Raw genomic sequence first — 25342 nt, forward strand, 5'->3', positions numbered from 1 at the left:
TATTACTTTCCCAGTCATTAAAGGTTTGCTCAACATCCTCCCCTTTCATCATCGTCAACAACGTCCTCGCAATACGTTGCTGTTGCCATTCAAGGTCATCACACATCGCCTCCTTAGCCAATGATTGCCAATTATTATCAACGGGCAGTAAATTGAGCTGTTTAGCAATATCAAATAACTTCAATTTGTAAGATGCATAAAAATAGACTCTAGCTGCTAAATGGGGATCAACCTGTAGTTTTAGCGCCACAGAAATCACACTCAATAAGGCATAAAACTGCTCCGTACAGGAGATTTTTGCCGCCAAAGAAGCAGGAACAGAAGCTTCTAAAAGAGGATTAATAGCAGCAATACGATAATCAACCACATTGCCCATTAAGACTTTTTCAATATTAGCCGCCACCGATTGCAAGGGCTGTTGATATTGACGTATTAACTTACCAGTCTCTAATTCATCACGATGATTACGTATCAACCAACGCGTGCTGCGATAAATCATACTTTGCAGTTTAAAAATCATATCGTTCTGTAGGGCACAATCAACCTTATGATCTAAGGCTTCTATCTCCTGCAAAATATTGTTAAGTACAAAAATATCCCGACTAGCAATCCACGCCTTACTCAGGTCTAAAAATGAACAGCCCGAGCTAGACATAATACGATACGCAAAGGTTGGCCCCATTATATTAAAAAGATCATTACTCACTTGTGTCGCAACAATCTCATTGATTAATGGATGCTGTTGTATCTCATTGGGATATTGCTTAACTAAGGATGCTGGAAATATTTTTTCTGCTTCACCAATAAGATAAGGATCACTGGCAATGTGAGCATCTGCTAGTTCCTGTTTCATCTCATTTTTTGCATAGGCAAGCACAACCGAAATAGTCGGGCGACTCAAACCAAGGTGTGCGCTTTTACGTTCACATAGCTTTTCATCGGAGGGAATAAACTCCAGCTCACGGTTTAATTTTCCCTTAGATTCCAATTCATTAATAAAATTACGAAACTCTTCCATACGCTTATAGCTGCCAATATGCGTCAAACTAACACACTGGGCTTGGCGATAATTATTGCAAAGCACTAAATGCGCCACATCATCGGTCATTTTTCCTAAGCAAAGATTACGCTGCTTAACCGTTAAATCCCCCTGTGAAACTAACTTATCCAGCAGAATTTTAATATTAACTTCTAAATCTGAACAATTAACGCCTGCAGCATTATCGATGGCGTCAGTAAAGCAGAGCCCCCCATACCGGCATACTCAATTCGTGCCCGTTGTGTAAAACCTAAATTTCCACCTTCACCAATTACGGCACAGCGCAGTTGATTACCATTAATACGTAAACAATCGTTAGCCTTATCGCCAACATCAGCATGGCTTTCGTCACTACTTTTAACATAGGTGCCGATTCCCCCATTCCAGAGAAGATCAACGCGTGCTTTTAATAACAAACCAATCAGCTCCGTTGGGGAAACTTGTTTTTTATCAATATCAAAACGTTTTGCCATTTCAGGTGTAATTTTAATACTTTTAGCGCTACGTAAATAGACACCACCACCCGTAGAGAGTAGTGCCGCATTGTAATCACTCCAAGCACTACGCGGGGTATTGAATAAACGCAATCTTTCATCAAAGTTAGCTTTTAAATCAACCGGATTGGGATCAATAAATATATGTAAATGGTTAAAAGCGGCAATCAGTGAAATATATTTTGACCTGAGCATCCCATTACCAAAAACATCCCCTCCCATATCACCAATACCAACCACACTAATGGCTTGTTGCTGCACATCAACACCGCCATCTGAAATGACGTTGCACACTTTTCCATGCCCCGCGTGCGGTAATTCCCATTTTTTTATGGTCATAACCATTACTGCCTCCCGAGGCAAAGGCATCATCGAGCCAAAAATTTCTTTGCTGTGCTAATTGATTCGCGATATCAGAAAAAGTTGCCGTACCTTTATCTGCCGCTACCACAAGATAGGGATCATCGCCATCATAGCGAAGCAGATCGACGGGCGGGACGACCTCACCTTGTTGAAGATTATCGGTAATATCTAATAACGCGCTGACAAACATTCGATAGCAACGAATACCTTCGGCCATAAAACTTTCTCTGTCCATATTCGTTTTTAATTTTTTCGCAACAAAGCCCCCCTTAGCACCAACCGGGACAATCACCGAGTTTTTCACTTGCTGCGCCTTTACTAAGCCAAGTACCTCGGTTCGAAAATCTTCACCACGGTCAGACCAACGTAACCCACCACGAGCCACCTTACCACCACGCAGATGAACCCCTTCAAAGCAAGGTGAATAAACAAACACCTCATAATTTAAGCGCGGAAGCGGCAGTTCGGTTAATTGGTCATGGTCAAATTTAAAGCTGATATAGGGTTTATCAATACCGCTATCTCGTTGGAAGTAGTTGCTACGCAATGTTGCCATAATAAGCTCAACATATTGACGTAAAACGCGATCTTCATTGAGATTACTGACATCATTTAGGGCCGTTAAAATCTTATCCTGCAACTTAACTTGCTTATCCAGATGGCAACTTGTCACAGGATCAAAGCGTAACTTAAATAAACGAATAATATCTTGTACTAATTGGCTATGGGCGAGCAGTGTTTTAGCAATCGCTAAATGGCTAAAACCAAAACGAATTTGTTTTAAATATTTAGCATAGGCACGTAATAAACTGACTTCACGCCAAGAAAGTCCGGCACTGAGAATGAGTTTATTAAAAGAGTCACTCTCCGCCTGACCATACCAAATTGATAAAAAGGCATCGGAAAATAGATCTCGATATGCTTCGGGATCAAAATTATCAACGAGCGAATATTTTAACGTTAAATCATACAACCAAACCGACTCTTCACCCTCCGGAGCGACTTTATAGGGATACTCTTCAGCAACTTTTAAGCCTAAGTTTTCCAAGACAGGGATAAGATCCGAAAGCAATAATGCACCATCTTGATGGAATAGTTTTAATTTTAATTCACTCTCATTAACTTCAATAGAGCGGTAAAAACGCAATGCCATTGAGCGTGTTTTATCTGCATACAATGACTCAATTCGTTCAATATCAGTCACTGCAATACGGCTACTAAAGACATATTGATAACTACTTGAAAAGGCTGACTGATACTTTTTGGCAAGCTTTATCCCCTGCTCTTCACTAAAGTGGTCAACTAAAGACTCATGTAATTGATAATCCCAAGGCTTAGTTAACTGGCACATACGATCTTCTATCGCTTGCACCTCTAACTCTTGCTTCAATGGTCCTTTTAAACGCAACAATAAACGGAGACGCGCTAAATTCGACTCGCTCATATAGATTTGAAAATCACTATCAATCACATCTAAGGTGCGGCAAATTAACTCTTCAAAAGCCAATCGAATTTTAGTGTTATAAACATCGCGAGGAACATAGAGCGTCGCAATAACAAAGAGGTGATTACCTTCGCTGCGCAAAAATAGCTTCAACTGTTTACGCTCTTGCGCATGTAAAACCACTAAAGCATTTTCTAATAGGGATTGCGTATCACACAGTAGCAGATCTTCTGCTGGATGAGTGGAAATAATTTGCGATAACTCTTTGTAATAATGGCCACCTGGACTGTAACCTGATTTTTCTAATATATGCTTTAACTTACTAGAAACGACAGGGATCAAGGATGGCGTTTCACGATATACGGATGAAGTATATAAACCAATAAAACGATAACCAGCAATTAACTGCCCCTGTTCATCGAAACGTTTAACATAAATCACATCGGGATAGGCCGCCCGATGGACCATCGCCCGCTGAGAGGCCTTGCTAAAATGCAACAAAGAGGGACGATTTAACACATCAAAGGCTTCGAATTGGAGAGCTTCCGCCATAAAACCTACACGTTTAAGTAGCCCTAAACGACTCTCCTGAGAAGAAATAAGTTGCCCTTTTTCTATTACAAATTGGTCACAAGCGATAAAGGTAAAGTGATCATTTAACAACCAAGATAAAAAAGTTTGCTGCTCTTTTAAGTCAGGGATCTGTTTATTATATTTATCCGTACAACTAACCTGCACCGCATCCTTTAATGTTTGCGTTAATCTAGAGAAGTCATCAACAACTAAAACAACATCTTGCATAGCGAGTTGGATCTTAGCCGTTAACTGATCTCGTTCCACTTTTGAACTTGTTTGGTCTATCTCTAAATAGAGTAATAACTCCCCCTTTTCCTTGCCATTAAAAGAGGATAATTTACCCGTTTTCGTTCTACTGGTGGTCATTTCGCTATGAAAAACACGATGAACTTTAATATTTTGCTCGTTAATAATGAGTTTTAATGTATCAATCACGAAGGGAATATTACGGCACAACACACTAATAACAGTATGCGAGGATTGCCATTCATCTTTTTCAACATCAGGATTAAATACCAGTACCTTGGCATTATCTCCAGACCATTGCTGACATTCACGCCACAAAGAGACGGTCAGCCCTGTGAGATCTTCTGGTGACATTTGCGTTAAATCGGCAATGGTTACATCACGATAAAGTCGGCTGATAAATTGCTCTAATACCTTTTGTGTCGCCGCAGAGAAGTGCGTTTTTAAATGCGTAAAAATCTGTTTTAATATATCGCTTTTTTGATCTAATTTTGAAGAAGTCATCATTGCCCCCCATTACATAAATGCTCTTTTGTAAGACTAGAGCACAATAAAGAATTAACCATGCAACCCACGCAATAAAAATTACTTTATAGTAAATATTTGATTTGCTTCGAAATGTGAGTAAAAAAGAGCAGTGCAAAAATGCCCCTGAAAGAAATAGCCCCGAGCATCTCGGCACTCTTTTTCTTGCTGACTTTGCATTTTAAAGTGGCAGGAATATAAATATAGGATGGGTATTAGTGTTCACAATGGGGACAATGATAAAAGCGCGTAAAAGCTCCCTTTACGCGCTTCATAAAATGCGATTAGCGTGTCCTTGTCACACCATCAACATGAGTAAGTGCGGCTTGCAAGGCTAGCTCACGTGAACTGTAATTATTACTCTTGGCAATTAAATCCAAGACATTCAATTTTTCTAATTGGTCGCGCGTTTGTATATGAGGGCATAATAATAACACCTCACATTTTGCCTCTAGTGCATCTTTTATCGCATTTTCTAGTGCCAAGCCAACCGTCACATCAATCATCGGTACATCGGTTAAATCTAAAATCATCACTTGATAGTCGTCAATGGTTGCATGTTGTCGTGATATTGCTTTTGATACACTAAATATCATTGGCCCTGATAAGTAAAAAAACAGCACTTTGCCATCCGCTTTATCTAAAAGTAATCGTTCGCTAACGGTTAAAGGTAAATCGGTTTGATTGGCATCACTGATCGCTTTAACTTGCCGTTCTGCTCTTTACCAGCTTTTCAATAATCAAAATATTGGAAATAAAGACCCCTAACCCCACTGCGACCATCAAATCAACAAAGACGGTCAGTAGCATCACGCCATACATTATCATCATCGCAGGCAGGCTAACCTTGTGAGCTCGCTGAATAAAGCTCCAATCTAAAATATTAAAACCAACATAAACAGCAATCCCGGCCAGCACCGCCATGGGTATGGGTTCGGTTAGCCCACCCGCAACGAGCACAACCAGCGCCAGCACAAGGGCGCGCAACATACCTGAAATGGGAGAACGCCCCCCAACCTGTATGTTGGTGACCGTGCCCATGGTTGCCCCAGCCCCCGGTAGTGCGCCAAATAAACCAGAAATCATGTTTGCCAAACCTTGGCCACGCAACTCTTTATCAGAGTCATGCTCTTTACGCGTTAAGGAATCACCAATGACAGCTGTTAACAGGGTATCAATACAACCTAAAGTCCCCAGTACTAACGCATCGAGTACCATGGTAGTAAACATATCAGCATTAAAAGATGGCAATACCAAGGAAGGTAATCCAGCAGGTATTTCGCCAATACGACGGATACTCTCTTTATCAAATAATATCACCGACAAAAATGTAACAGCAACTAAAGTGACCAGTTGCGCGGGAACAAATTTTCGATATTTTTTAGGGAAATAAAATAGTAATAGTAAAGTAATAACACCAAGGAAAAGTTCACTAAATTTTATCTCTGATAACGTCTGCGGTAACGCAGAAAGCGTCCCTAATACTCCTCCTGCTGGCGCCGAATGTCCAAGCAATGGCGATAATTGCAGAATAATTAAAATCACACCGATACCAGACATAAATCCCGAAACAACGCTATATGGCATCAACGTTACATACTTACCGAGTTTAAGCGTGCCGAGCAATATCTGAAAAGCCCCCGCCATCATCACCACGGTAAAAGACATTGCCATGCCCGATTCTGGATATTTAGCCATCATACTGGTCAAAACGGCCGTCATAATAACCGTCATTGGGCCAGTAGGCTCTGAAATAAGGCTCGTTGAGCCACCAAAAAGAGCAGCAAAAAAACCAACCAGAATCGCCCCCCACAACCCAGCCTCCGCACCAGCGCCAGAGGCAACACCAAAGGCAAGCGCCAAGGGTAAAGAGATGATAGCGGTTGTGACGCCAGCGAAGAGATCCCCTTTCACATTAATATTATCAAAACGATGTCCAAGCACCACGGTCACTCCTGTAGAAAGTCTGTTGTGAATTTTTTAACAACATTCAAATTGTGCAATTTGTTGCTTAACTATCGCCTGATTTTCTGCAATGAAATTAACATGACCTAACTTTCTATTGGCTTTCACGGTTTTGTTATACCAATACAATTTGGCGTTTTCAGTTAATGCATCAAAGGGAGGCTTTGCCGTACCGATAAGGTTAACCATTCCCGCAGCCCCTATTTGCTGAGTGCTGCCAAGGCTCAACCCAGCTAATGCTCGGATATGATTTTCAAATTGGCAAGTAAGAGTACCCAACTGCGTCCAATGACCGCTATTGTGAACTCTGGGCGCTAATTCATTAACCATTAACTTATCGCCAACAACAAAAAACTCAATAGCCATCACCCCAACATAATCCAATTTATTCAGTAGCATTTCCATATACTGCTGTGCCTGTTGCTCCATGGCATTGGAAATATCCATTGCTGGCGCATAGGATTGTTTTAACATGCCTCGTTCATGTTCATTATCGGTTAACGAATAGTGCTTAATCTGCCCACTTTGACTGCGCACAGAAAGCAGGGAGATCTCTTTATCAAATGCAACAAATGCCTCGATAATATAGTCTTCAATAGTGAGCTTATCGAATGCATTTGCCTCATCCTCATTTTTGATAAGCCATTGGTTTTTACCGTCGTAGCCTTCGCGACATGATTTAACCATGACCGGATAACCTAAAACCTGCCCCGCCTCTAAGACACGGCTATTATAAAAAAATGGCGAGGTTGGAATAGCCAAATCCGCTAATAGCTGTTTCTCTTTAGCTCTGTGTTGACACGCCTTTATCGCGGCAATACCCGGATAAATAGGACAAAATTCTGCCAAGGCTTGTAATAGCGCGGGGTCAACTTGTTCTTTTTCAACGCTAATACAATCAGGCTCACCTAACGCTTTATATAGTTGCTCGATTTTCTGTCTATCATAACCATCACTCCCTTTTGTTGCCGCTGGCAATTCTTTGACCACCCCAAGCCCCTCGACACAAGAAAGGCTTTGGCTAAGATCATCATGAATAAAGCTAAATTTAATCCCCAATGGTAAACCCGCAAGCGCCATCATACGTGATAACTGCCCACAGCCAACAATGGCAATACGCATTATTCAACCTCCCACGTAACACTTTCTGTTTGCTGTTCACGCCATGCTTTCACTTTATGTTGTAAGTCAGGGTCTCCAATTGAAAGCAGTTGAGCGGCTAACAAGCCCGCATTAAAGGCCCCCGCTTCACCAATTGCTTGCGTTGCAACCGCAACGCCCTTAGGCATTTGCACAATGGATAATAAACTGTCCATCCCCTTGAGTGCTTTACTTTGTACAGGAACGCCAATCACAGGGACACAGGTTAACGCCGCAGTCATGCCTGGAAGATGAGCAGCACCACCTGCGCCAGCAATAATCACGCTGTAATTATTCTCCGCTGTTTGCGCAAATTCATATAACCGTTGTGGGGTACGATGCGCGGAGACCACCATCGCTTCAAAGGGAATAGCAAACGCTTCAAGCAAGGTGGTGGCGTGACGCATCACAGGCCAGTCTGATTGAGAACCCATTATGATAGCGACTTTATGTGTAGGCATTGTTTTTACTCCGTAATTGATTCACTAAAAAGTGCAAATTAATATAGTTTTCCTTGGACGGAGTGAGTATGACAACAACAAGCCATAGATAAAAATAGATATTATCTAATCCATATATAGACTAATATCTATGTACATTTATTCTTATACCGTGAAGGATTTCGAATGCAATCACGACTGCATGCCCATGTAGGTACAATGCGGCAACTAGAAATACTATTGGCTGTGCATGATAAAGGCAGTATTAATGAAGCGGCCAAGGAGCTTTTTTTAACTCAACCGACAGTATCAATTCAAATGCGCAAACTCACCGAAGCGATTGGTGAGCCTTTGTATCAATATATCAATAGGCAATTGGTTTTTACGGATATCGGCTTAGAGCTAGTGAAAACCGCAGTCGAAGTGCTTGATAGCTTTGCTCGCCTAGATATGACCCTAGGCAATCTCCGCGAATTCAAATCGGGTACCCTACGCTTGGCCGTTGTAACCACATCCAAATATTTTATTCCGCACCTTTTAGGCCCCTTTTGTGAAGCGTTTCCAAATATCGATATCCAACTGAAAATCGGCAATCGCGAGCAAACCATTGAACGAATGAAACAGGGGGTGGATGATTTTTATGTCTTTAGCCACCCCCCTCAAGATATCGAGGCCAACAGCATAGAATTTCTCGACAATCCCTTAGTCGCCATAGCGCATCAAGACCACCCACTGGTAAAACAAAAAATAATTACCCTTGATGACCTATGTAAAACGCCTTTTCTAATGCGTGAAAAGGGTTCGGGCACCCGTTACGCGATTGAACGTTTTTTTAAAAAACATAAGTTACAAGCCAACATAAAGATGACCATAGAAAGCAACGAGGCGATTAAACATGCGGTCATGTCTAAATTGGGGGTGTCGATTATTTCGGCTCACACCCTCACCTATGGTGGTCAAAGCGGCTTAGTACGTCTACCTATCAAAGAGCTACCGATAGATTCACACTGGTTTTTTATGTGGTCAGCAGCGAAACGCCCCACCTTAATCGCCTCGGCATTTTTACAGCATATTGAGGCTAATGGTCGCAAGTTGCTACAAGATGAACTTGATAAGAATGGGTTGGAGTAAGGTGAGCGCTATAAGGTTTGACTGCCCTAGCGAAGCCTACTCCTTACAGCGAAAAAATTACAGATGTTAAAGTTTTTAACCCTCTTTTGTATTAGTTCAGACTAGATTTGACATTTCGACTTGAAAAGTTGAGAGTTACCCGTTTTGATAAAGGTGTCGAATCTTTATTTCAAAACAACAAAAGGTAACTCTCATGTTTCATACTAACAATCCAATCATTAAACACAAAGCAGGTTTACTTAATTTAGCAGAAGAATTAGGCAACGTATCTAGAGCTTGTAAAGTCATGGGTGTATCACGAGATACATTTTATCGTTATCAAGAGCTTGTGGAGGAAGGTGGTGTTGATGCTCTGATCAACAAAACCAGACGAGCACCCAATCTTAAAAATCGTGTTGATGAAGCAACAGAACAAGCTGTTATTAAGTATGCCATTGAACAACCAGCTCACGGCCAACACCGTACAAGCAATGAATTACGCAAACAAGGTGTATTTGTATCCGGTAGTGGTGTTCGCTCTATTTGGTTGCGGAATAACCTTGAAAATTTCAAAAAACGCTTAAAAGCACTTGAAGAAAAAGTCGCTAACGACGGCATTATTCTAACGGAAGCACAGGTCGCAGCACTAGAAAAGAAAAAGCATGATGATGAGGCGTGTGGTGAGATAGAAACGGTACATCCAGGTTATTTAGGCTCTCAAGACACCTTTTATGTCGGCAATATGAAAGGTGTTGGTCGTATTTATCAGCAGACTTTTGTTGATACCTATAGCAAAGTAGCCTTCGCCAAGCTCTATACCACCAAAACCCCAATTACAGCTGCCGATATACTTAACGACAAAGTATTACCGTATTTTGAGCAGTATGAGCTTCCTATGCTACGGATTTTAACTGACAGAGGTACTGAATACTGTGGAAGAGTTGAGCAGCATGATTATCAGCTCTATCTTGCTATTAACGATATCGATCATACTAAAACGAAAGCGATGTCTCCGCAGACTAATGGTATCTGTGAGCGCTTCCATAAGACGATATTGAACGAGTTTTATCAAATTACTTTTAGGAAAAAACTGTATAGCAGTTTGGAGGAGCTGCAAAAAGATCTAGACGAATGGATCAATTACTATAACAATGAACGTACCCATCAAGGTAAAATGTGTTGTGGACGAACACCACTTGAAACATTAATTGATGGTAAATCGATTTGGGCAGAAAAGAATTTAGCTCAAATCTAAACTAACAGTCACCATTACAAAATGGGTAACTGTCAGATTAAGTCTGAGCTACTACACTCTTTGCTAACAATCGTAAGCGCAGGTGGGTGCTGATTGATTAGTTCTATCTTTTCCATGCTCTAATTGACGTTCAGCATCTTGTACTGATATCTTCTGAAAAAAAACCGCCATAATTAGATTTAATCTTTCTTCTGCATTTCCAAATTTATCCATTCCGCCATACCTAACTGAATCGAAGTCAAGCTCAGCCACCTTCTCTCCTTTACTATCAGTAACATCTAAGTTTACGTAACGCATGTACGTTGCCATATCCCACCACCAATTAGCATTAAATTCAAACATCACTTGATTATCATTTAACGCTGCATTTGGGCTTGCCGTTTCCTTAGATACGTTATAACCATTATCAACCATCCAATTAGTAACAATACTCCTAACTTTTGCGGTTTGCTTTGGATCGTTTGTCATAACTATTTCTTTTTCAAAATTTGGATCCATTTGCTTCAACGTTGTTAGACCATTGCTTGAACATCCCGTTACAGCGACTAAAACCAAACCGAGTATTATATTTCTCACGTAAACATCCCTTTAAATTAAATATAGCTATACGCAAACGATATAGTTGCGTATCCATGTTAAGCAGTTATGATAATAACTTGAATATTTGATGATAAGTTTAATATTACTCGTATACAAATATCAGGTAACAAAAAGCAATATATGGGGTTTCCCATTATTCAATGGTTGATGATATTGGAAATCGCGAACATGCAAATATTTTATTGATTTACATTAATAAAAAGGTTTGGCTGTCCCAAATTGTTAGTCCAGTTAATAAAAGACAAAATTAACAACAAAAAGTACGCCAGACAAAGCATCTGAGATAACAGGGGTATAGGGAATATTCATGGACTTAGAGATCTATCAAGTTGATTCGTTTACAACTGAAGCATTCAAAGGAAACCCTGCTGGGGTTTGTATAACGAAGAATGGTATAGCTGAACGCTTAATGCTTTCCATTGCTGAAGAAATGGCGGTATCTGAAACTGCATTTTTATCACTTTCGGATATGACCTTAAGGTGGTTCACTCCCAAGGCAGAAGTAAAATTATGTGGCCATGGAACACTTGCTGTTGCCCATGTACTCACCGAACGAGGGCTACTTAAACAAGGCGATCAAATCAATTTTGAAACAGCATCTGGTACATTAACAGCACTCATAAACGAAGCGACGATCGAACTTGACTTCCCATCACCGATAATCAACTTTGATGTGACTCAACCGCCTGAGTTACTTGATTATCTAGGTATCGAAAAGAGTAAAATCATATCCTTTGGTCACTTTGATTCAAAGTTTTTGATTGAAGTTGATAGTGAAAAAACCTTACGTAATCTTCAGCCTAATTTTGATGCTTTAAAACAACTTAATGGTCGTGGTGTTCTGGTTACAACACGCTCAGAAAGTGATAATTTAGACTTTCTCTCAAGGTACTTTGCTCCTTGGGTTGGTGTAAATGAAGACCCTGTAACAGGATTGGCACATTGTGCTTTGACCGTTTATTGGTCGGAGAAATTAGGAAAAATACAACTAAAGGGGTTTCAAGCATCAACCCGTGGTGGATATGTCGCTACCGAACTTTTACCCAATGGACGCACAAAGTTGGTGGGCTCTGCAGTAACGGTAATCAAAGGAACGATACAAGTACCAATCATATAACCCATAAATAGGTGATACGAACGTAAATTAAAAAGTTAGCGCCAAAAGTCAGGACATCTGGATGTCCTCAATTGGCACTAAGATATAAGCCTAAAATAAGCTTAACCACACGGCATTACTTATAAGGGGTAAGTGTAAGAAGCTTGAATACCCAGTGGAATACCTAATGCCCAGTAAGCCAATAAGAATAATGTCCAACCAATTAACATTGCAATGGAATATGGCATCATCATTGACGCTAATGTACCGATACCAGTGCTTTTAACATAGCGTTGACAGTAAACAACAACCAGAGGGAAGAATACCATTAATGGAGAGATGATATTAGAAACAGAATCACCAACACGGTAAGCCGCTTGCGATAGCTCAGGAGAGATATTCACCGCCATTAACATTGGCACTAAAATTGGACCAATTAATGCCCATTTGGCTGATGCTGAGCCAACAAGTAAATTTATAAATGCCGTTAACAGGATCATGCCAACAATCGTAAATTGTCCAGGTAAATCTAAGAATTGCAAGAATTGAGCACCGTAAAGCGCCAAAACAACACCGATATTAGATTGGCTAAACGCCACTAGGAACTGTGCACAGAAAAATGACATGACGATGTAACTGCCCATTGTACCCATGGTAAATGACATTGATTTAATGACGTCATCATTGGTTTTAAATTTACCCACCATACGCCCATATACAACGCCAGGGATAATAAAGATAATAAAGATAAGTGGCACGATAGATTGCATAATCGGCGCATCAAATGCTGTTAACTCTCCAGTAGGAGAGCGAAGTGCTGAGTTTTCAGGAATTAACAGTGCGATTAATACCGCAATACCCGCTAACATAGTAAACAGAGCGAACTTGAATGCACGTCCTTCAAGCTCAGTAATAACTCCTAATTTTTCACTCTCTTCAGCATCATCATCGATTTTAATTTTACTCAAACGAGGTTCAATCACTTTATCCGTTACCCACCAACCCACAGCTACAATTAGGATTGAAGATAACCCGGTAAAGTAAATATTTGATAACGGATTAACAATGTAATCAGAATCAAATACTTGTGCTGCCGATTGTGTAAAACCAGCAATTAACGGGTCAATACCTGATGGGATAAAGTTAGCAGAGAAACCACCTGATACCCCCGCGAAAGCAGCTGCGATACCCACTAGAGGATGACGACCTGCCGCCTGGAAAATAATTGCCCCTAATGGAATAACCAGTACGTAACCTGCATCGGCAGCAGTATGCGAAACAATCGCCACTAAAATTAACATCGGTGTTAATAGTTTAGCAGGGGTAAAGCGCAACATGTTTTTAAGCGCTGTATTAATAAAGCCAGAAGAATCAGCAACACCGACACCTAACATAGCGACCAGTACAATGCCTAACGGAGCAAAACCTGTGAAGGTTGTTACCATATTAGCTAAAAAACTTGCTAAAGAATCTCCGGTTAATTGGTTATTAACTTCAATACTTGCTTCTGTTACAGGATGTACTAGACCAAAGGAAAATTGCGAAAATAACGCAGATAGCCCCCATACTAGCAGTAGCCCCCAGAAAAAAAGAAGTGCTGGATCAGGTACTTTATTACCTGTTCTTTCGATAAAATTTAAAAAACGATCCATTCCTTTGGATGTAGTTTGTGCATTTCCTTCTAATGAAGTTTGCACATCTCCATTGATCGCTTGGTTACTCATTAAAACTCCTGTTTTTAGCTAGAAAGTTGAATTGTTTGAATATTCCTCTACAAGGAAATTATTATTACGGCTTATCACTCAACTTTTTAAATATAAGCCGCTTTGCCCTCACATAATTGATGGGATTATCATTTTTACTGCCCCAATTATCATTCGATGCTGTTTCGATTAAATCAGCGCTTCACATAATACAGAAAGTTAATGGAAGCGACACAAAAAGATATATCACCTGAGTAGAAATCGCGGACATCCAAATATTTTATTGATTTACATTAATAAAAGGTTTGCCTGTCCCAAATTGTTAACCGTACTCGTTAGCGGGTAGAAAATCTTAGACACGTCTGTGAACGCTTTAGTATTTTTACCGTCAGAGCGACTGCAATTAAAGCTAATTTGTTGATTCTTCATTATCAAAAGATCTGTTTTTAATAGACTAAGAGTCATTTATATCCCTGATTACACCCTTAGCTAGTCTTTTGGGTTTTACGCAAATAGATATTTACGCTTTACAACACCAGCAGTAGAATGTGCCGATTTTCGGCACCGCTCATCACTTTTAAAAATGGTGGGCTATTGTATGAGTTTGATATTTAATGAATCCGATAGTAATCAGTATTTCACTGCTTGTTTGTAGTAATGTTTTTATGACTTTTGCATGGTATGCACATTTAAAAGAACTTAATAATAAACCGTGGGTAATAGCTGCTCTAGTTAGTTGGGGAATAGCTCTTTTTGAGTATATGCTACAATTTCCTGCGAATAGGATAGGTTATACCGCTCTTAATGTTGGCCAACTAAAAATTCTTCAAGAAGTCATTACGTTAATGGTATTCGTGCCATTTTCGGTTTTCTATCTTAGAGAGCCTCTAAAATTAGATTATTTATGGGCTGGTTTTTGTTTGGTTGGCGCTGTGTACTTTGCATTCCGCAGCAAATTTTCCTAACACTGCGAAATAGGTGTTCTCAATTGGCGTTTCTCATTAAGTAACGTAAGTCTCTCTTCATTTATTACTTGAAGACGAGCATCTATTTGGGCAAGTTTATTAATATGGTTTTCAGGCATGACTATCATTTACCTTAATAAAGCTTACCCAAATACGGCTAGAAATGTTTTGAGGGATCCATACGCTGATGAAGAAGACGAGCCACTTCGATGCCATTATCACTAATCTGATAAAAGACAATATGCTTTTCTACGGGAAAACTTTTAGCACCAACATAAACATCATTTCTTTCCCTGCCGAAGTCAGGGTATTGAGCTAACTTCAATAAGGCTGCATCGATAGTTTGAGCATACACTTTTGCCTGTGTACTTCCCCAAGATTCAATCGTTGTTGAAATTATTTTGAATAAATCTTTTTCAGCTAAAGGAGATAACCTATAGCTAGGCATTAGTATTATCGCTCGCTGACTTGTTAGCGACTGAAAGAGAAGCTTGTTCAAATATTTCCATTACACTGTGCTTTGACGATTCGCCAGCAGCTAGCTGTTCGAATCCTTTAGCGACTTCTTCGCGTAATATTTCTAGTTGCTGGTTTTTAGCAACGTCTTTCTCAAATAATAGCCTCAAACCATCACGGATCACTTCACTTGCAGAAGTATATAAACCATCAGATACCTTTTCAGTAATTCTTCGCTCGAATTCTTTACCTAAAGTAATATTCATAATTAGCACTCCAATCATTCATTTATCATATTATGCGCATGATATACACATAATTCAAGTTTGAGAAATTTTAGTATCAAAATTAAAGAAGATAATGTGGATATTAGATGTTCAGGTTATTGAGGCATTAAACCAACCCAAACCCATATCATGCATCCCATTTATGACTTATACCAATTCCGGTAAGTATGTGATCTAAATTTTGCGCAGGAAAAACAGCTTAATTCAAGGCGTAATTTAACGTAAATGGTTATTCCCTTTGCGAAAATTACAACGCAGCAGTAAGTTGTTTTAACCAGTAAAATAAATCAGCTATTTATCGGAATTGGTATTACCACGTTGCTTTTAAGAGAGTATCCATATGGGAGGCTTTATTGGTACCCCACTTTATACCCCTAAAATGATAAAGCTTCATCAAACCTAAGAAACAAAAAAGCCATAACATCAACATGTTATGGCTTTTAAAGAAAGCTATCTAGAGTGTGTTTTACTACATCATACCGCCCATACCACCCATTCCGCCCATATCAGGCATTGCAGGCTCTGCTTTCGTTGGTAGGTCTGTGATCATACACTCTGTCGTGATCATTAATCCGGCAACCGATGCGGCAAATTGTAATGCGCTACGGGTTACTTTAGTTGGGTCAATGATACCCATTTCTAACATATCGCCATATTCACTAGTTGTTGCGTTATAACCAAAGTTACCAGACCCTTCTTTCACTTTGTTAGCAACCACAGAGGCTTCTTCGCCACAGTTAGCAACAATTTGACGCAGTGGTGCTTCCATTGCACGTAGTGCAACACGAATACCCACATTTTGCTCATCATTATCACCTTTTAGGTCTTTTAATAATGCAGCAACACGCACAAGTGCAACACCACCACCGGCAACAACACCTTCTTCAACTGCTGCGCGTGTCGCATGTAGTGCATCATCAACGCGGTCTTTCTTCTCTTTCATCTCAACTTCAGTCGATGCGCCTACTTTAATAACAGCAACACCACCTGCAAGTTTTGCACTACGCTCTTGTAGCTTCTCTTTATCGTAATCAGATGAAGAGGCTTCGATTTGTTGTTTGATTTGCGCAACACGAGCTTGAATCGCATCTTGTGCACCAACACCATCAATAATTGTGGTTTCATCTTTATTGATAACGATACGTTTTGCTTGACCTAAATCTTCTAGTTGGATCTTTTCAAGATCTAAACCGATCTCTTCAGAGATAACCGTACCCGCTGTCAAAATCGCAATATCTTGTAACATTGCTTTACGACGGTCACCGAAACCAGGCGCTTTAACCGCTGCTACTTTCACTATGCCACGCATGTTATTCACAACTAGCGTTGCTAATGCTTCGCCTTCAACATCTTCTGCGATAATTAATAGTGGTTTTGACGCTTTAGCAACAGCTTCTAAGGTTGGTAATAATTCACGAATGTTACCGATTTTTTTATCAACTAATAGAATGTATGGATTATCAAGCTCAATGGTGCCCGCTTCTTGATTAGTGATGAAGTATGGCGATAGGTAACCGCGATCAAACTGCATACCTTCTACTACGTCTAATTCTGTTTCTAGGCCTTGCCCTTCTTCAACGGTAATAACGCCTTCATTACCGACTTTCTGCATTGCAGATGCGATAATTTCACCAATTTCACTATCTGAGTTTGCAGAGATAGTACCTACTTGTGTGATCGCTTTTGAATCGGCACAAGGGGTTGATAATTTTTTCAATTCAGCAACGGCAGACTTAACGGTTTTATCAATACCACGTTTAAGATCCATTGGGTTCATACCCGCAGCGACTGCTTTTAAGCCTTCTTTAATAATCGCTTGCGCTAATACGGTTGCGGTCGTTGTTCCGTCACCAGCTGCATCATTGGTTTGTGAAGCAACTTCTTTAACCATTTGTGCGCCCATGTTTTCAAACTTATCTTCAAGTTCAATCTCTTTCGCAACAGTTACGCCATCTTTAGTAATTTGTGGAGCGCCAAAGCTTTTATCGATAACTACATTACGGCCTTTAGGACCTAATGTTACTTTAACTGCATTAGCTAGGACATCAACACCGGCTAACATTTTAATACGCGCATCGTTACTAAATTTAACTTCTTTTGCAGACATTTTATTTTCCTTTATTCTTTACGATTTTAAGATACTGACATTACTTTACGACGAAAAAGTAAAGTACAATTAAAATAGCGAATTATTCAACAACAGCAAGAATGTCACTTTCACTTAATATAAGCACTTCTTGGCCTTCAATCTTCTCAGTTTTCAGACCGTAACCTTCACTAAAAATAACAATATCTCCCACTTTTACATCAAGTGGCTTTACCTCACCGCTATCTAGTAGGCGGCCTTTACCAACAGCAAGCACTTCACCGCGAGTAGACTTTTCCGCAGCGCTTCCCGTTAACACGATGCCACCTGCAGATTTAGTTTCTTGCTCGGTACGTTTTAAAATAACACGATCATGTAATGGACGAATAGTCATGGTTTTTCCTTCTAAATTGACGTTTGGATGTACAAGCGATATGGGGAGGGGGAGTAAAACTTTCAAGTGCAAAAGTGTATTTTTTTGCAAAAAAAAAAGCCTATATATTCATATAGGCTATTAAAATTTGATTAAACAAGGTTAAGTAGATGGTGACTTTATCTTCGGCGATGCGAGTTCATTAATAATTCGATTAATTTCACTTACTGCAATCAATATGCTTTTGTCGCTTTGTTGATGACGATATGCGACCAATTTTCCTTTGATAACACGAAACCGCCCCAAGCCAACAATAAAAATACGTCCGTTAAAAAAGGCTTTGACAAACTTAGCTATTTGACGAGGTTGATATTTTTTAAAAACTCTTAATGTAATTGAATTCTTTATACTCACAACAGTTGACCCTTTTGTTTTTTGTAAATCACTTTAGGCGCATTAACGTACTCGCCATATATGACAAAACAATGAAATATATAGACTTTCTATACAATGCCGTTGCAAATGAGATTTATCAAATAAAAAAAGAGAGATATGTGACCGCAATTTAAAAATTTACTCTTTGTCATCTTTACGTTCGAATTCTCCTTCAATGACATCATCCGACATTTTTTTAGTAGAAAAAGGTGAGTGGGCTCCCCCCTGTTGAAATGCACCTCCCATCGTCACGTTTGGATTTAATTTTATATTTGCCAAAACCATTCGTGCGATGCTTTTCCTAATGGATGGCTGTAAAAGTAGCAAACCACAGGTATCAGTAACAAAACCAGGCGTGACCAATAAAATTCCAGAGGCAAATAGCATTAGCCCTTCAACCATCTGTTGCCCCGGCATCTCGCCACGTGCAACGCGTTGTTGTAAATCTTGGATAAGTTGTAGACCTTGACTGCGCACTAAGGCAGACCCAACTAATGCGGTAATAATAACCAATAACACCGTTGGCCAAGCACCTAAAGCACTACCAACCTTAACCAGGACAAAAATTTCTAGTAGGGAAACGGCAGTAAAAAGTAAAAATAATCGAGCAAACATATTCATTCCTATTTTTGGTAGAAAATATAACCAGTTACCTCAGTATGCTTTGTCAGGCGTTAGGGCAATAACAAGAGTAGCAGTCGGCGATGTTATAAAATCTCTAGGTAGAATAACTATACTTCTATTTGAAGCCTCGCATCTCGGTACGCTTTTGCTTGCTGACTTTGCATCTTGAAGTAGCATGGTTATTAAGACTATAGTAAAGCGTACTTAATTAACATAGTGAATATTGAATTTACTTGTATTCTAAATTACGAACTTGCACTTTCGTCTTGATAAAATGTTTGTATTGACTATCAGCGCTAAGCTCTCCAGATAACTCGATAAATACGCTACGCAGCGTCGCTGACGCACTCGAGACTTCGCTTTCAGTAAAAACCAACTTGGTGATTTTTATGAATTTATTATCCGTCATGGCTTCCCAATGTCCGTTACCACTGTTATAACAATCTGCCGCCAATGGGGCGACCCCTCGACCAAATTGGATTCGCTGATTATCAGCATCAAACCTAAATGCCATTTTATTACTGTGAATAAGGGACTCTGAATGATCTTGGTTATAATAATAGATGATACAATTTTCACTTACGCCATGGATCGTATCGACCGTTTTTACAGCCCCACTACCCACCAAGTAGTCACGTCCCCCATAACCTGCGCGGCGAATATCATTTTCCATCACGGCGATGAGTGATTGTAAATCAGTACGTAAACGAGACTGTTTTAAACTTTTAGCCCCCGCTGAAACGCTAAACAGATATAAACTAATGATCATTGTCAATAACAGTGAACCCAATAACAAAGCGATTAATAGTTCAACTAATGAAAAGCCGCACTTACCTTTTAACATTTTTTATACCCTAACAGTGCTTCATTAGGAGAACATATTCTTAATCGCATTGTGGATTGAATAACTTTTAACTGTGCCCCATCGGGAGTGGAAAATTTCACACTGCCCGTATTAACATTAAATCGCATCGCTCCATAGGAGGCTTGTTGGCTAGAAAAATTGATGTCTGCGGCAGAAGTTGAGACCTTGTTGCCATCACTTATTTGCTCACTCACGAGTAAACCATCGAACAAGCAACTGTTAATATTGATGCAATCGCAGTTATCGACATCCGTTGTGATGACCTGCCATGCACCGCTAACCTGCATCGGACAAAAATGAGCATATACCACACTGTTTTTTCGGATCGCCTGCGAGCTAGTTAAACTTAATATACGATGTAGTTTTTCGGCGCGTTGTATTAAAGCTTGGTGGGCAAAAAGAGCGTAATAACTTGCTCTAACAGTAGAAATGAGAATGGCTAATATAACCAAGGTGATCAGTAATTCGATGAGTGTCAAACCTCGGCTATAATAAGCACCTTTTCTAACCACCCTGTACTCCTGAAATTTATGATTAAAACAACTTAAAGCGCCTTAAGTGCGGATTCAAAACAGCGATACCGCTGCATCGAAACCTCATCAAGTTCCGCAGCTTCAATAACATTAACACATTGTTTTGCTATATTTTTTTTCAACGAAAATGGCTCATTAGTGGGCCAGCCTTTAACCAGTGATTGTGCTAAGTTGAGTGACAGCTGTATATTGTTAGGCATAATTTTATGCGCATCCAGAAACGTTGCGGTAGCGGCGGGGTATAGACCATTGCGATATAAATTAATACCCTTTTCATTCAACTCCAATAGTTTTCTAATTAACTCATTGCTCTCTTTCTTACTCTTATTGATAAGTAATAAATAGCTCATCACTTCGATGTTATTGCTCTCCTCTGGTAGTGAAATAAGCGCCATTATTTCATGATGTTTTCTATGTTCTCCTAGCTCAAGCCACGTTTTAGCTAGTGCTAAAACAGTGTCTCGCCCACTCTCTACGATAACATCGATGTCACAATCATTGAGTAATCGATAGGCCTCTTTTAATGCGCCTTTCACTATCCGCATACGCGCTGCAGCTATTTTCTCTAACTCGCAAAATTGTTTTTTATCAAAACGTTGAGAAGCATTTTTTAAAATAACTTGTACCTGTGAAAACGTTTTTGCCTGTTGCAGCTCATTACCTGTTTTCGCTTGATCTAATAGGCAATGAATATAATTAAAACTGTTAACAATATGTTCATGTACCGAAAAGTGGGAATTACTTAATATCACCTTAAAACAACGCGCGGCGGTTTCGTTATCACCTTCTAATAAGGCGATGTTAGCTAAAGCTCGTTGCCTAGATATGTTTTTTGGGGAGAGTTTAAGCGATTCCACTAATAGTTTTTTCGCATCGGCAAAGCGTTGCCTCTGCGCATAAATACTAGATAACCAGTTCAGTGCTTCGATGCGTGTTTCATTTAAATCACATAATGCATATAGCAGCTTTTCAGCACGACTGTAATCATTTAAATGGTAATAGGCGATCGCCTTACCCAGCCTAGCCCAAGAAAAATCTCTATGTTGCAGAATGACATCATAGAGATCCAAAGCTAATTGCGGATGTTGCAAATGTAGTAACACTTCCCCTTTCAAACGAGTAACCATTAGCGTATATTTATTGCTCTCTTTACTGGCTTTAGCGCATTCCGACAACGCTTTAGTGTAATCTTTATTCGCCAGAGCATCATAAATTCCCCCTAGAGCAATACGTTTCTCTAAGGCTCTGACTAAACGGGTTTCAAGGGTTTTATAGGAGAAGGGTTTTAATAGATAATCATCGGGCTGAAGTTCTACCAAACCATGCACAACTTGCTGCGTCATTTCAGCGCTAATTAAAATAAATACCGCATTCGTTTTTAGTAGAAAACGTAATTTTAACTCTTCAAATAACTGGTAACCATCCTTACCTTTTCCTAAGTTAAAATCGCATAAAATAAAATCAAATGCTTTCAACTCACACAACTCAAGCGCTCGGTCACCATTACTCGCAAGGGCAACATCGCGACAGCCAAACATTTGCAACATCCCTTTAACAGCATTTCGGATTGTATCGATGTCATCAACAACTAATACAGATTGTGTTGCAAAAAAATTACTGGGTAAGGCCATAATTCCCTAGCTATGTAATACATATCTACATAAGTATCTGATCTATCTTGTTGCTTAAAATAATAAATAGGTGCGTTGCATTCAATCGTAATAGTCGACTATGACTCAATCATATGCTTTGCTCTCTCATTTACTCACAAGCGATGACCACAATATTATCCAGATTGGTATAAGGTAAAAAGTAATAAAGCGATGAACTCCTTAGCTTTATCACACTTGCCTCGTGAGAGGCATATAACTGTTCACGGTATTAGATAATTAAAATAATTGGTATTAAACTTAAACATTCCACGTGTTGGTGAGTATGCTATGCACGCAACACGTGTATCTAAACAATACAGATAAAAAGGATTTAGAAAATAACTATTATAGTCTAAATAATGATTCTATTGACAAACCTTGTTGGGAAAGGACATCACGTAAACTTCTCAACGCTTCAACCTGAATTTGACGAACGCGCTCCCGTGTTAAGCCAATCTCTTTGCCAACATTCTCTAACGTTGCTGCTTCATAGCCAAGCAGTCCAAATCGTCTCGCTAGTACTTCTCGTTGTTTAGGATTTAGATCTTCTAACCACTCAACAATACGTATCTTCATGTCATCATCTTGTAGCTCATTTTCTGGTGAAGCTTCACTACGATCAGGGATGATATCTAATAGCTCTTTATCAGAATTATTACCAATGGGAATATCAACTGAACTAATTCGTTCATTGAGTTTTAATATATGGGCGACTTCCTTGGCTGATACTCCTAATTTTTCAGCAATATCTTCAGCAGTTGGTTCATGTGTTAAACTGTGGGCAATTTCACGTGCAGTGCGCAAATAAACATTCAATTTTTTTACGATATGGATGGGTAAACGTATGGTGCGAGTTTGATTCATTATGGCACGTTCGATAGTTTGCCTTATCCACCATGTTGCATAGGTGGAGAAACGGAATCCCTTTTCAGGGTCAAATTTTTCAACAGCACGAATTAAACCTAAATTTCCTTCTTCGACTAAATCTAACAGAGACAAGCCCCTGTTGTTATAACGACGGGATATTTTGACCACAAGACGTAAATTACTTTCGATCATTCGCTTACGTGCAACTTCATCACCACGGAGTGAGCGGCGCGCATAATAAATCTCTTCTGCAGCAGTTAATAATGGAGAAAAGCCGATTTCACCAAGGTATAGCTGCGTCGCATCCATTACCTTAAACTGATTATCAACGGTTAATTCTTCAACCTCAGTGTCATCATCAATCAAGTCACTATCATCATCTACTTCGATTATAATATCATCAGCTACTTGCATATTTCACTACCCCTTAATCGATACTTACACTTAACCCATCATTTACTTTTTTTTGATATATATTGAAAAGGCTAACCCTTCATTATTTTTTTATTTAGTTGTTGTTTGCAATTTCGCCTTTGCTATCACTCCCATTGATAGCACCTCTGCTATTCGCTAATAAGGAATAGCTAACAATAAAATCACTCCTTTGAACAACAGTAAAGCAATATCAATTAATTATGTGACCAACAATCCACATTAACGCTTTGGCAAATAACGCTGAGGATCGACAGCCTTACCCCGATAACGGATTTCAAAATGCAGATGAACAGTTTCTGTTCCACTATCCCCCATTGTCGCTATCACCTGCCCAGCCGTCACCTGCTCATTTTCGTTGACCAAGAGTTTTTCATTATGGGCATAGGCACTTAAATAATCGTTATTATGCTTGATAATGATAAGGTTACCGTAACCACGTAACGCGCTACCCGCATAAACAACCAAGCCAGGGGAAGCTACATAAACTGGCGCTCCGCGTTGATTCGATATACTGATACCTTTCATCCCTGCCTGGGAGGAAGAAAATGTTTTACTAAGCTTCCCAGCTGCAGGCCAACGCCAATTGCTTATTTTACCCCCACCTTTGTCATTCACGTTAATTTGACTTGCCTTGGGCTTATTACTGTGCTTATGGTATTCCTTTGCGTTACTTGCAACAACCTTTTCTTTCTTATTTTGTACACAGATCTCACTTACACAACTACTTTTTATTTTCTTTGCTGTAGAGGAAGTTTTTTTCACTGTAGTGACAGTCCCGCTATGGCTCTTTTTAGCTAATGAGGGACGCAGCTTTAAGTTTCTTCCTTGATAAATAGTATAGGGAGCTTTAAGGTTGTTATATTTAGCTATATTATTGACATCCACCCCAGTTTTCCAAGCAATACTGTAAAGTGTATCCCCTGCTTCAACTTTATAATGTGTTGCGTTTTCATAATCACTTGGCTTGTTGACCTGTTTAACCGTTGCGACAGATTCCTTATTTAAGCTCAGGTCAGAGACAGGCGCACGGTGCCCGGATGATGAACACCCAGATATCAACAACAAAAAAGCTAAAACAGGAAACAGCATTGGCATATCAGCTCTTAAGCAAAAAATATAACAACATGGCGAGCACAATTGTTATCCAGCTTAATATATCGATGTACTTACTCAATTTTGCTTCCATTTTTTCTCCACCTAACACCATCAAACCCGCGACAAGAAAGAAACGCAAACCTCGCCCAACTAATGCAGTTAATACAAAAGGAATAAAAGCCATACTCATGACACCCGCTGTAATAGTAAAAACTTTAAAGGGGATGGGTGTAAAACTGGCGATAAAAACAATCATAACCCCCCAGTATGAAAACCACTCCTGTGCCGTTTGCATCTTGCTTTGATACTGCATAAACTCGATAAATGGCAATACAACGGGCTCATATAAAGCATGACCAATATAATAACCCAATGCCCCACCAAGCACAGAAAATAAGGTCGCCCCAAGTGCATAACGCCACGCTAATTTAGGCTTAGCCAACGCCATCGGTGCCAGCATAATATCAACGGGTATTGGCCAAAAAATAGACTCGACAAACGCTGTCAAATATAAATAATATGGCGCATATTTATGTTTAGACCATGTCATAACCTTGCTATACAGTGGTGAAAATATTTTCATTTTTTCTCTTTTCAAGTAAATTTAAAATTGTTAAGTTGATGATATTAATAGGAACAAATAGCTCACCTAATTTAATGACTATTCACTCAG

20 protein-coding genes and 3 pseudogenes are annotated in these 25342 nt (G+C 39.6%); 4 read left to right on the forward strand and 19 right to left on the reverse strand.

Annotated features, from left to right (window positions below):
- The 5 genes and pseudogenes from AB1A03_RS04955 to purE form a co-directional block, all read right to left on the reverse strand.
- Positions 1 to 1108 (reverse strand): annotated as a pseudogene (locus AB1A03_RS04955) (NAD-glutamate dehydrogenase); the annotation flags it as partial.
- Positions 1103 to 4669, reverse strand: a pseudogene (locus tag AB1A03_RS04960) (NAD-glutamate dehydrogenase); the annotation flags it as partial. The pseudogenes AB1A03_RS04955 and AB1A03_RS04960, both read right to left, overlap by 6 nt.
- Before the next feature lie 302 nt (positions 4670 to 4971).
- Positions 4972 to 6631: pseudogene (locus AB1A03_RS04965) on the reverse strand (SulP family inorganic anion transporter).
- Between the two features lie 36 nt (positions 6632 to 6667).
- Positions 6668 to 7774 (reverse strand): 5-(carboxyamino)imidazole ribonucleotide synthase, encoded by a 1107-nt coding sequence (locus tag AB1A03_RS04970; RefSeq protein ID WP_354623490.1) that lies wholly within the window; start codon positions 7772 to 7774, stop codon positions 6668 to 6670.
- Positions 7774 to 8253, reverse strand: coding sequence for a 5-(carboxyamino)imidazole ribonucleotide mutase (gene purE, locus AB1A03_RS04975; protein WP_354623491.1), 480 nt, complete (start codon positions 8251 to 8253; stop codon positions 7774 to 7776). Before purE ends, AB1A03_RS04970 begins: the two co-directional genes overlap by 1 nt.
- A gap of 165 nt (positions 8254 to 8418) precedes the next feature.
- Here purE and AB1A03_RS04980 point away from each other — a divergent pair, with 165 nt between their 5' ends.
- Positions 8419 to 9363: a LysR family transcriptional regulator gene (locus AB1A03_RS04980; protein ID WP_354623492.1), complete on the forward strand. Its 945-nt coding sequence runs from the start codon at positions 8419 to 8421 to the stop codon at positions 9361 to 9363.
- Between the two features lie 193 nt (positions 9364 to 9556).
- Entirely contained in the window at positions 9557 to 10597 is a 1041-nt protein-coding gene (locus tag AB1A03_RS04985) for an IS481 family transposase (RefSeq protein WP_354623493.1), read from the forward strand.
- Between the two features lie 63 nt (positions 10598 to 10660).
- Here the strand turns inward: AB1A03_RS04985 and AB1A03_RS04990 are convergent, their stop codons facing one another.
- Positions 10661 to 11173, reverse strand: coding sequence for an Sbal_3080 family lipoprotein (locus tag AB1A03_RS04990; RefSeq protein ID WP_354623494.1), 513 nt, complete (start codon positions 11171 to 11173; stop codon positions 10661 to 10663).
- Positions 11174 to 11504: 331 nt separating this feature from the next.
- On the opposite strand from AB1A03_RS04990, the gene AB1A03_RS04995 reads away from it, so the two are divergent.
- Entirely contained in the window at positions 11505 to 12314 is an 810-nt protein-coding gene (locus AB1A03_RS04995; protein WP_354623495.1) for a PhzF family phenazine biosynthesis protein, read from the forward strand.
- 119 nt (positions 12315 to 12433) lie between these two features.
- Here the strand turns inward: AB1A03_RS04995 and AB1A03_RS05000 are convergent, their stop codons facing one another.
- Positions 12434 to 13945 (reverse strand): AbgT family transporter, encoded by a 1512-nt coding sequence (locus AB1A03_RS05000; RefSeq protein ID WP_354623670.1) that lies wholly within the window; start codon positions 13943 to 13945, stop codon positions 12434 to 12436.
- Between the two features lie 665 nt (positions 13946 to 14610).
- Between AB1A03_RS05000 and AB1A03_RS05005 the strand changes: the two genes are divergently transcribed.
- A complete protein-coding gene (locus AB1A03_RS05005) occupies positions 14611 to 14961 on the forward strand; it encodes a DMT family protein (protein ID WP_354623496.1) in 351 nt (116 codons plus the stop codon).
- A gap of 157 nt (positions 14962 to 15118) precedes the next feature.
- On the opposite strand, the gene AB1A03_RS05010 is transcribed toward AB1A03_RS05005, so the two are convergent.
- The 12 genes from AB1A03_RS05010 to AB1A03_RS05065 form a co-directional block, all read right to left on the reverse strand.
- Positions 15119 to 15409, reverse strand: coding sequence for a type II toxin-antitoxin system RelE/ParE family toxin (locus AB1A03_RS05010; protein ID WP_354623497.1), 291 nt, complete (start codon positions 15407 to 15409; stop codon positions 15119 to 15121).
- Positions 15402 to 15701 (reverse strand): type II toxin-antitoxin system ParD family antitoxin, encoded by a 300-nt coding sequence (locus AB1A03_RS05015; RefSeq protein WP_354623498.1) that lies wholly within the window; start codon positions 15699 to 15701, stop codon positions 15402 to 15404. The genes AB1A03_RS05010 and AB1A03_RS05015 overlap by 8 nt, the downstream gene beginning before the upstream one ends.
- A gap of 472 nt (positions 15702 to 16173) precedes the next feature.
- Complete coding sequence (gene groL / locus AB1A03_RS05020; protein WP_354623499.1) at positions 16174 to 17811, reverse strand: chaperonin GroEL; 1638 nt, start codon at positions 17809 to 17811, stop codon at positions 16174 to 16176.
- 82 nt (positions 17812 to 17893) lie between these two features.
- Complete coding sequence (locus tag AB1A03_RS05025) at positions 17894 to 18184, reverse strand: co-chaperone GroES (RefSeq protein ID WP_354623500.1); 291 nt, start codon at positions 18182 to 18184, stop codon at positions 17894 to 17896.
- 141 nt (positions 18185 to 18325) lie between these two features.
- A complete protein-coding gene (locus AB1A03_RS05030) occupies positions 18326 to 18577 on the reverse strand; it encodes a DUF1107 domain-containing protein (protein WP_354623501.1) in 252 nt (83 codons plus the stop codon).
- Positions 18578 to 18736: 159 nt separating this feature from the next.
- Complete coding sequence (locus AB1A03_RS05035) at positions 18737 to 19213, reverse strand: FxsA family protein (protein WP_354623502.1); 477 nt, start codon at positions 19211 to 19213, stop codon at positions 18737 to 18739.
- A 238-nt stretch (positions 19214 to 19451) separates the two neighbouring features.
- On the reverse strand, positions 19452 to 20066 hold the full coding sequence (locus tag AB1A03_RS05040; RefSeq protein ID WP_354623503.1) for a prepilin-type N-terminal cleavage/methylation domain-containing protein: 615 nt from the start codon (positions 20064 to 20066) through the stop codon (positions 19452 to 19454).
- Entirely contained in the window at positions 20060 to 20599 is a 540-nt protein-coding gene (locus tag AB1A03_RS05045) for a GspH/FimT family protein (RefSeq protein WP_354623504.1), read from the reverse strand. The genes AB1A03_RS05040 and AB1A03_RS05045 overlap by 7 nt, the downstream gene beginning before the upstream one ends.
- 32 nt (positions 20600 to 20631) lie before the next feature.
- Positions 20632 to 22251 (reverse strand): response regulator, encoded by a 1620-nt coding sequence (locus tag AB1A03_RS05050; RefSeq protein ID WP_354623506.1) that lies wholly within the window; start codon positions 22249 to 22251, stop codon positions 20632 to 20634.
- A gap of 366 nt (positions 22252 to 22617) precedes the next feature.
- Positions 22618 to 23553 carry an RNA polymerase sigma factor RpoS gene (gene rpoS, locus AB1A03_RS05055; protein ID WP_354623507.1) on the reverse strand — a complete coding sequence of 312 codons (936 nt, stop codon included), beginning with the start codon at positions 23551 to 23553 and terminating at the stop codon, positions 22618 to 22620.
- 240 nt (positions 23554 to 23793) lie between these two features.
- Complete coding sequence (locus AB1A03_RS05060) at positions 23794 to 24669, reverse strand: peptidoglycan DD-metalloendopeptidase family protein (RefSeq protein ID WP_354623508.1); 876 nt, start codon at positions 24667 to 24669, stop codon at positions 23794 to 23796.
- Position 24670: 1 nt separating this feature from the next.
- Positions 24671 to 25252: a YqaA family protein gene (locus tag AB1A03_RS05065; RefSeq protein ID WP_354623509.1), complete on the reverse strand. Its 582-nt coding sequence runs from the start codon at positions 25250 to 25252 to the stop codon at positions 24671 to 24673.
- Positions 25253 to 25342: the final 90 nt, after the last annotated feature.

Source organism: Psychromonas sp. MME2, assembly GCF_040566515.1.
Classification (GTDB): Bacteria; Pseudomonadota; Gammaproteobacteria; order Enterobacterales; family Psychromonadaceae; genus Psychromonas.

What these genes read in the sequence shown, in the direction of transcription:
- AB1A03_RS04970 (WP_354623490.1), bottom strand. Translation starts at nt 7,774, where the DNA reads ATGCGTATTGCCATTGTTGGCTGTGGGCAGTTATCACGTATGATGGCG.
- purE (WP_354623491.1), bottom strand. Translation starts at nt 8,253, where the DNA reads ATGCCTACACATAAAGTCGCTATCATAATGGGTTCTCAATCAGACTGG.
- AB1A03_RS04980 (WP_354623492.1), top strand. Translation starts at nt 8,419, where the DNA reads ATGCAATCACGACTGCATGCCCATGTAGGTACAATGCGGCAACTAGAA.
- AB1A03_RS04985 (WP_354623493.1), top strand. Translation starts at nt 9,557, where the DNA reads ATGTTTCATACTAACAATCCAATCATTAAACACAAAGCAGGTTTACTT.
- AB1A03_RS04995 (WP_354623495.1), top strand. Translation starts at nt 11,505, where the DNA reads ATGGACTTAGAGATCTATCAAGTTGATTCGTTTACAACTGAAGCATTC.
- AB1A03_RS05000 (WP_354623670.1), bottom strand. Translation starts at nt 13,945, where the DNA reads ATGGATCGTTTTTTAAATTTTATCGAAAGAACAGGTAATAAAGTACCT.
- AB1A03_RS05005 (WP_354623496.1), top strand. Translation starts at nt 14,611, where the DNA reads ATGAATCCGATAGTAATCAGTATTTCACTGCTTGTTTGTAGTAATGTT.
- AB1A03_RS05010 (WP_354623497.1), bottom strand. Translation starts at nt 15,409, where the DNA reads ATGCCTAGCTATAGGTTATCTCCTTTAGCTGAAAAAGATTTATTCAAA.
- AB1A03_RS05015 (WP_354623498.1), bottom strand. Translation starts at nt 15,701, where the DNA reads ATGATTGGAGTGCTAATTATGAATATTACTTTAGGTAAAGAATTCGAG.
- groL (WP_354623499.1), bottom strand. Translation starts at nt 17,811, where the DNA reads ATGTCTGCAAAAGAAGTTAAATTTAGTAACGATGCGCGTATTAAAATG.
- AB1A03_RS05025 (WP_354623500.1), bottom strand. Translation starts at nt 18,184, where the DNA reads ATGACTATTCGTCCATTACATGATCGTGTTATTTTAAAACGTACCGAG.
- AB1A03_RS05035 (WP_354623502.1), bottom strand. Translation starts at nt 19,213, where the DNA reads ATGTTTGCTCGATTATTTTTACTTTTTACTGCCGTTTCCCTACTAGAA.
- AB1A03_RS05040 (WP_354623503.1), bottom strand. Translation starts at nt 20,066, where the DNA reads ATGTTAAAAGGTAAGTGCGGCTTTTCATTAGTTGAACTATTAATCGCT.
- AB1A03_RS05050 (WP_354623506.1), bottom strand. Translation starts at nt 22,251, where the DNA reads ATGGCCTTACCCAGTAATTTTTTTGCAACACAATCTGTATTAGTTGTT.
- rpoS (WP_354623507.1), bottom strand. Translation starts at nt 23,553, where the DNA reads ATGCAAGTAGCTGATGATATTATAATCGAAGTAGATGATGATAGTGAC.
- AB1A03_RS05060 (WP_354623508.1), bottom strand. Translation starts at nt 24,669, where the DNA reads ATGCCAATGCTGTTTCCTGTTTTAGCTTTTTTGTTGTTGATATCTGGG.
- AB1A03_RS05065 (WP_354623509.1), bottom strand. Translation starts at nt 25,252, where the DNA reads ATGAAAATATTTTCACCACTGTATAGCAAGGTTATGACATGGTCTAAA.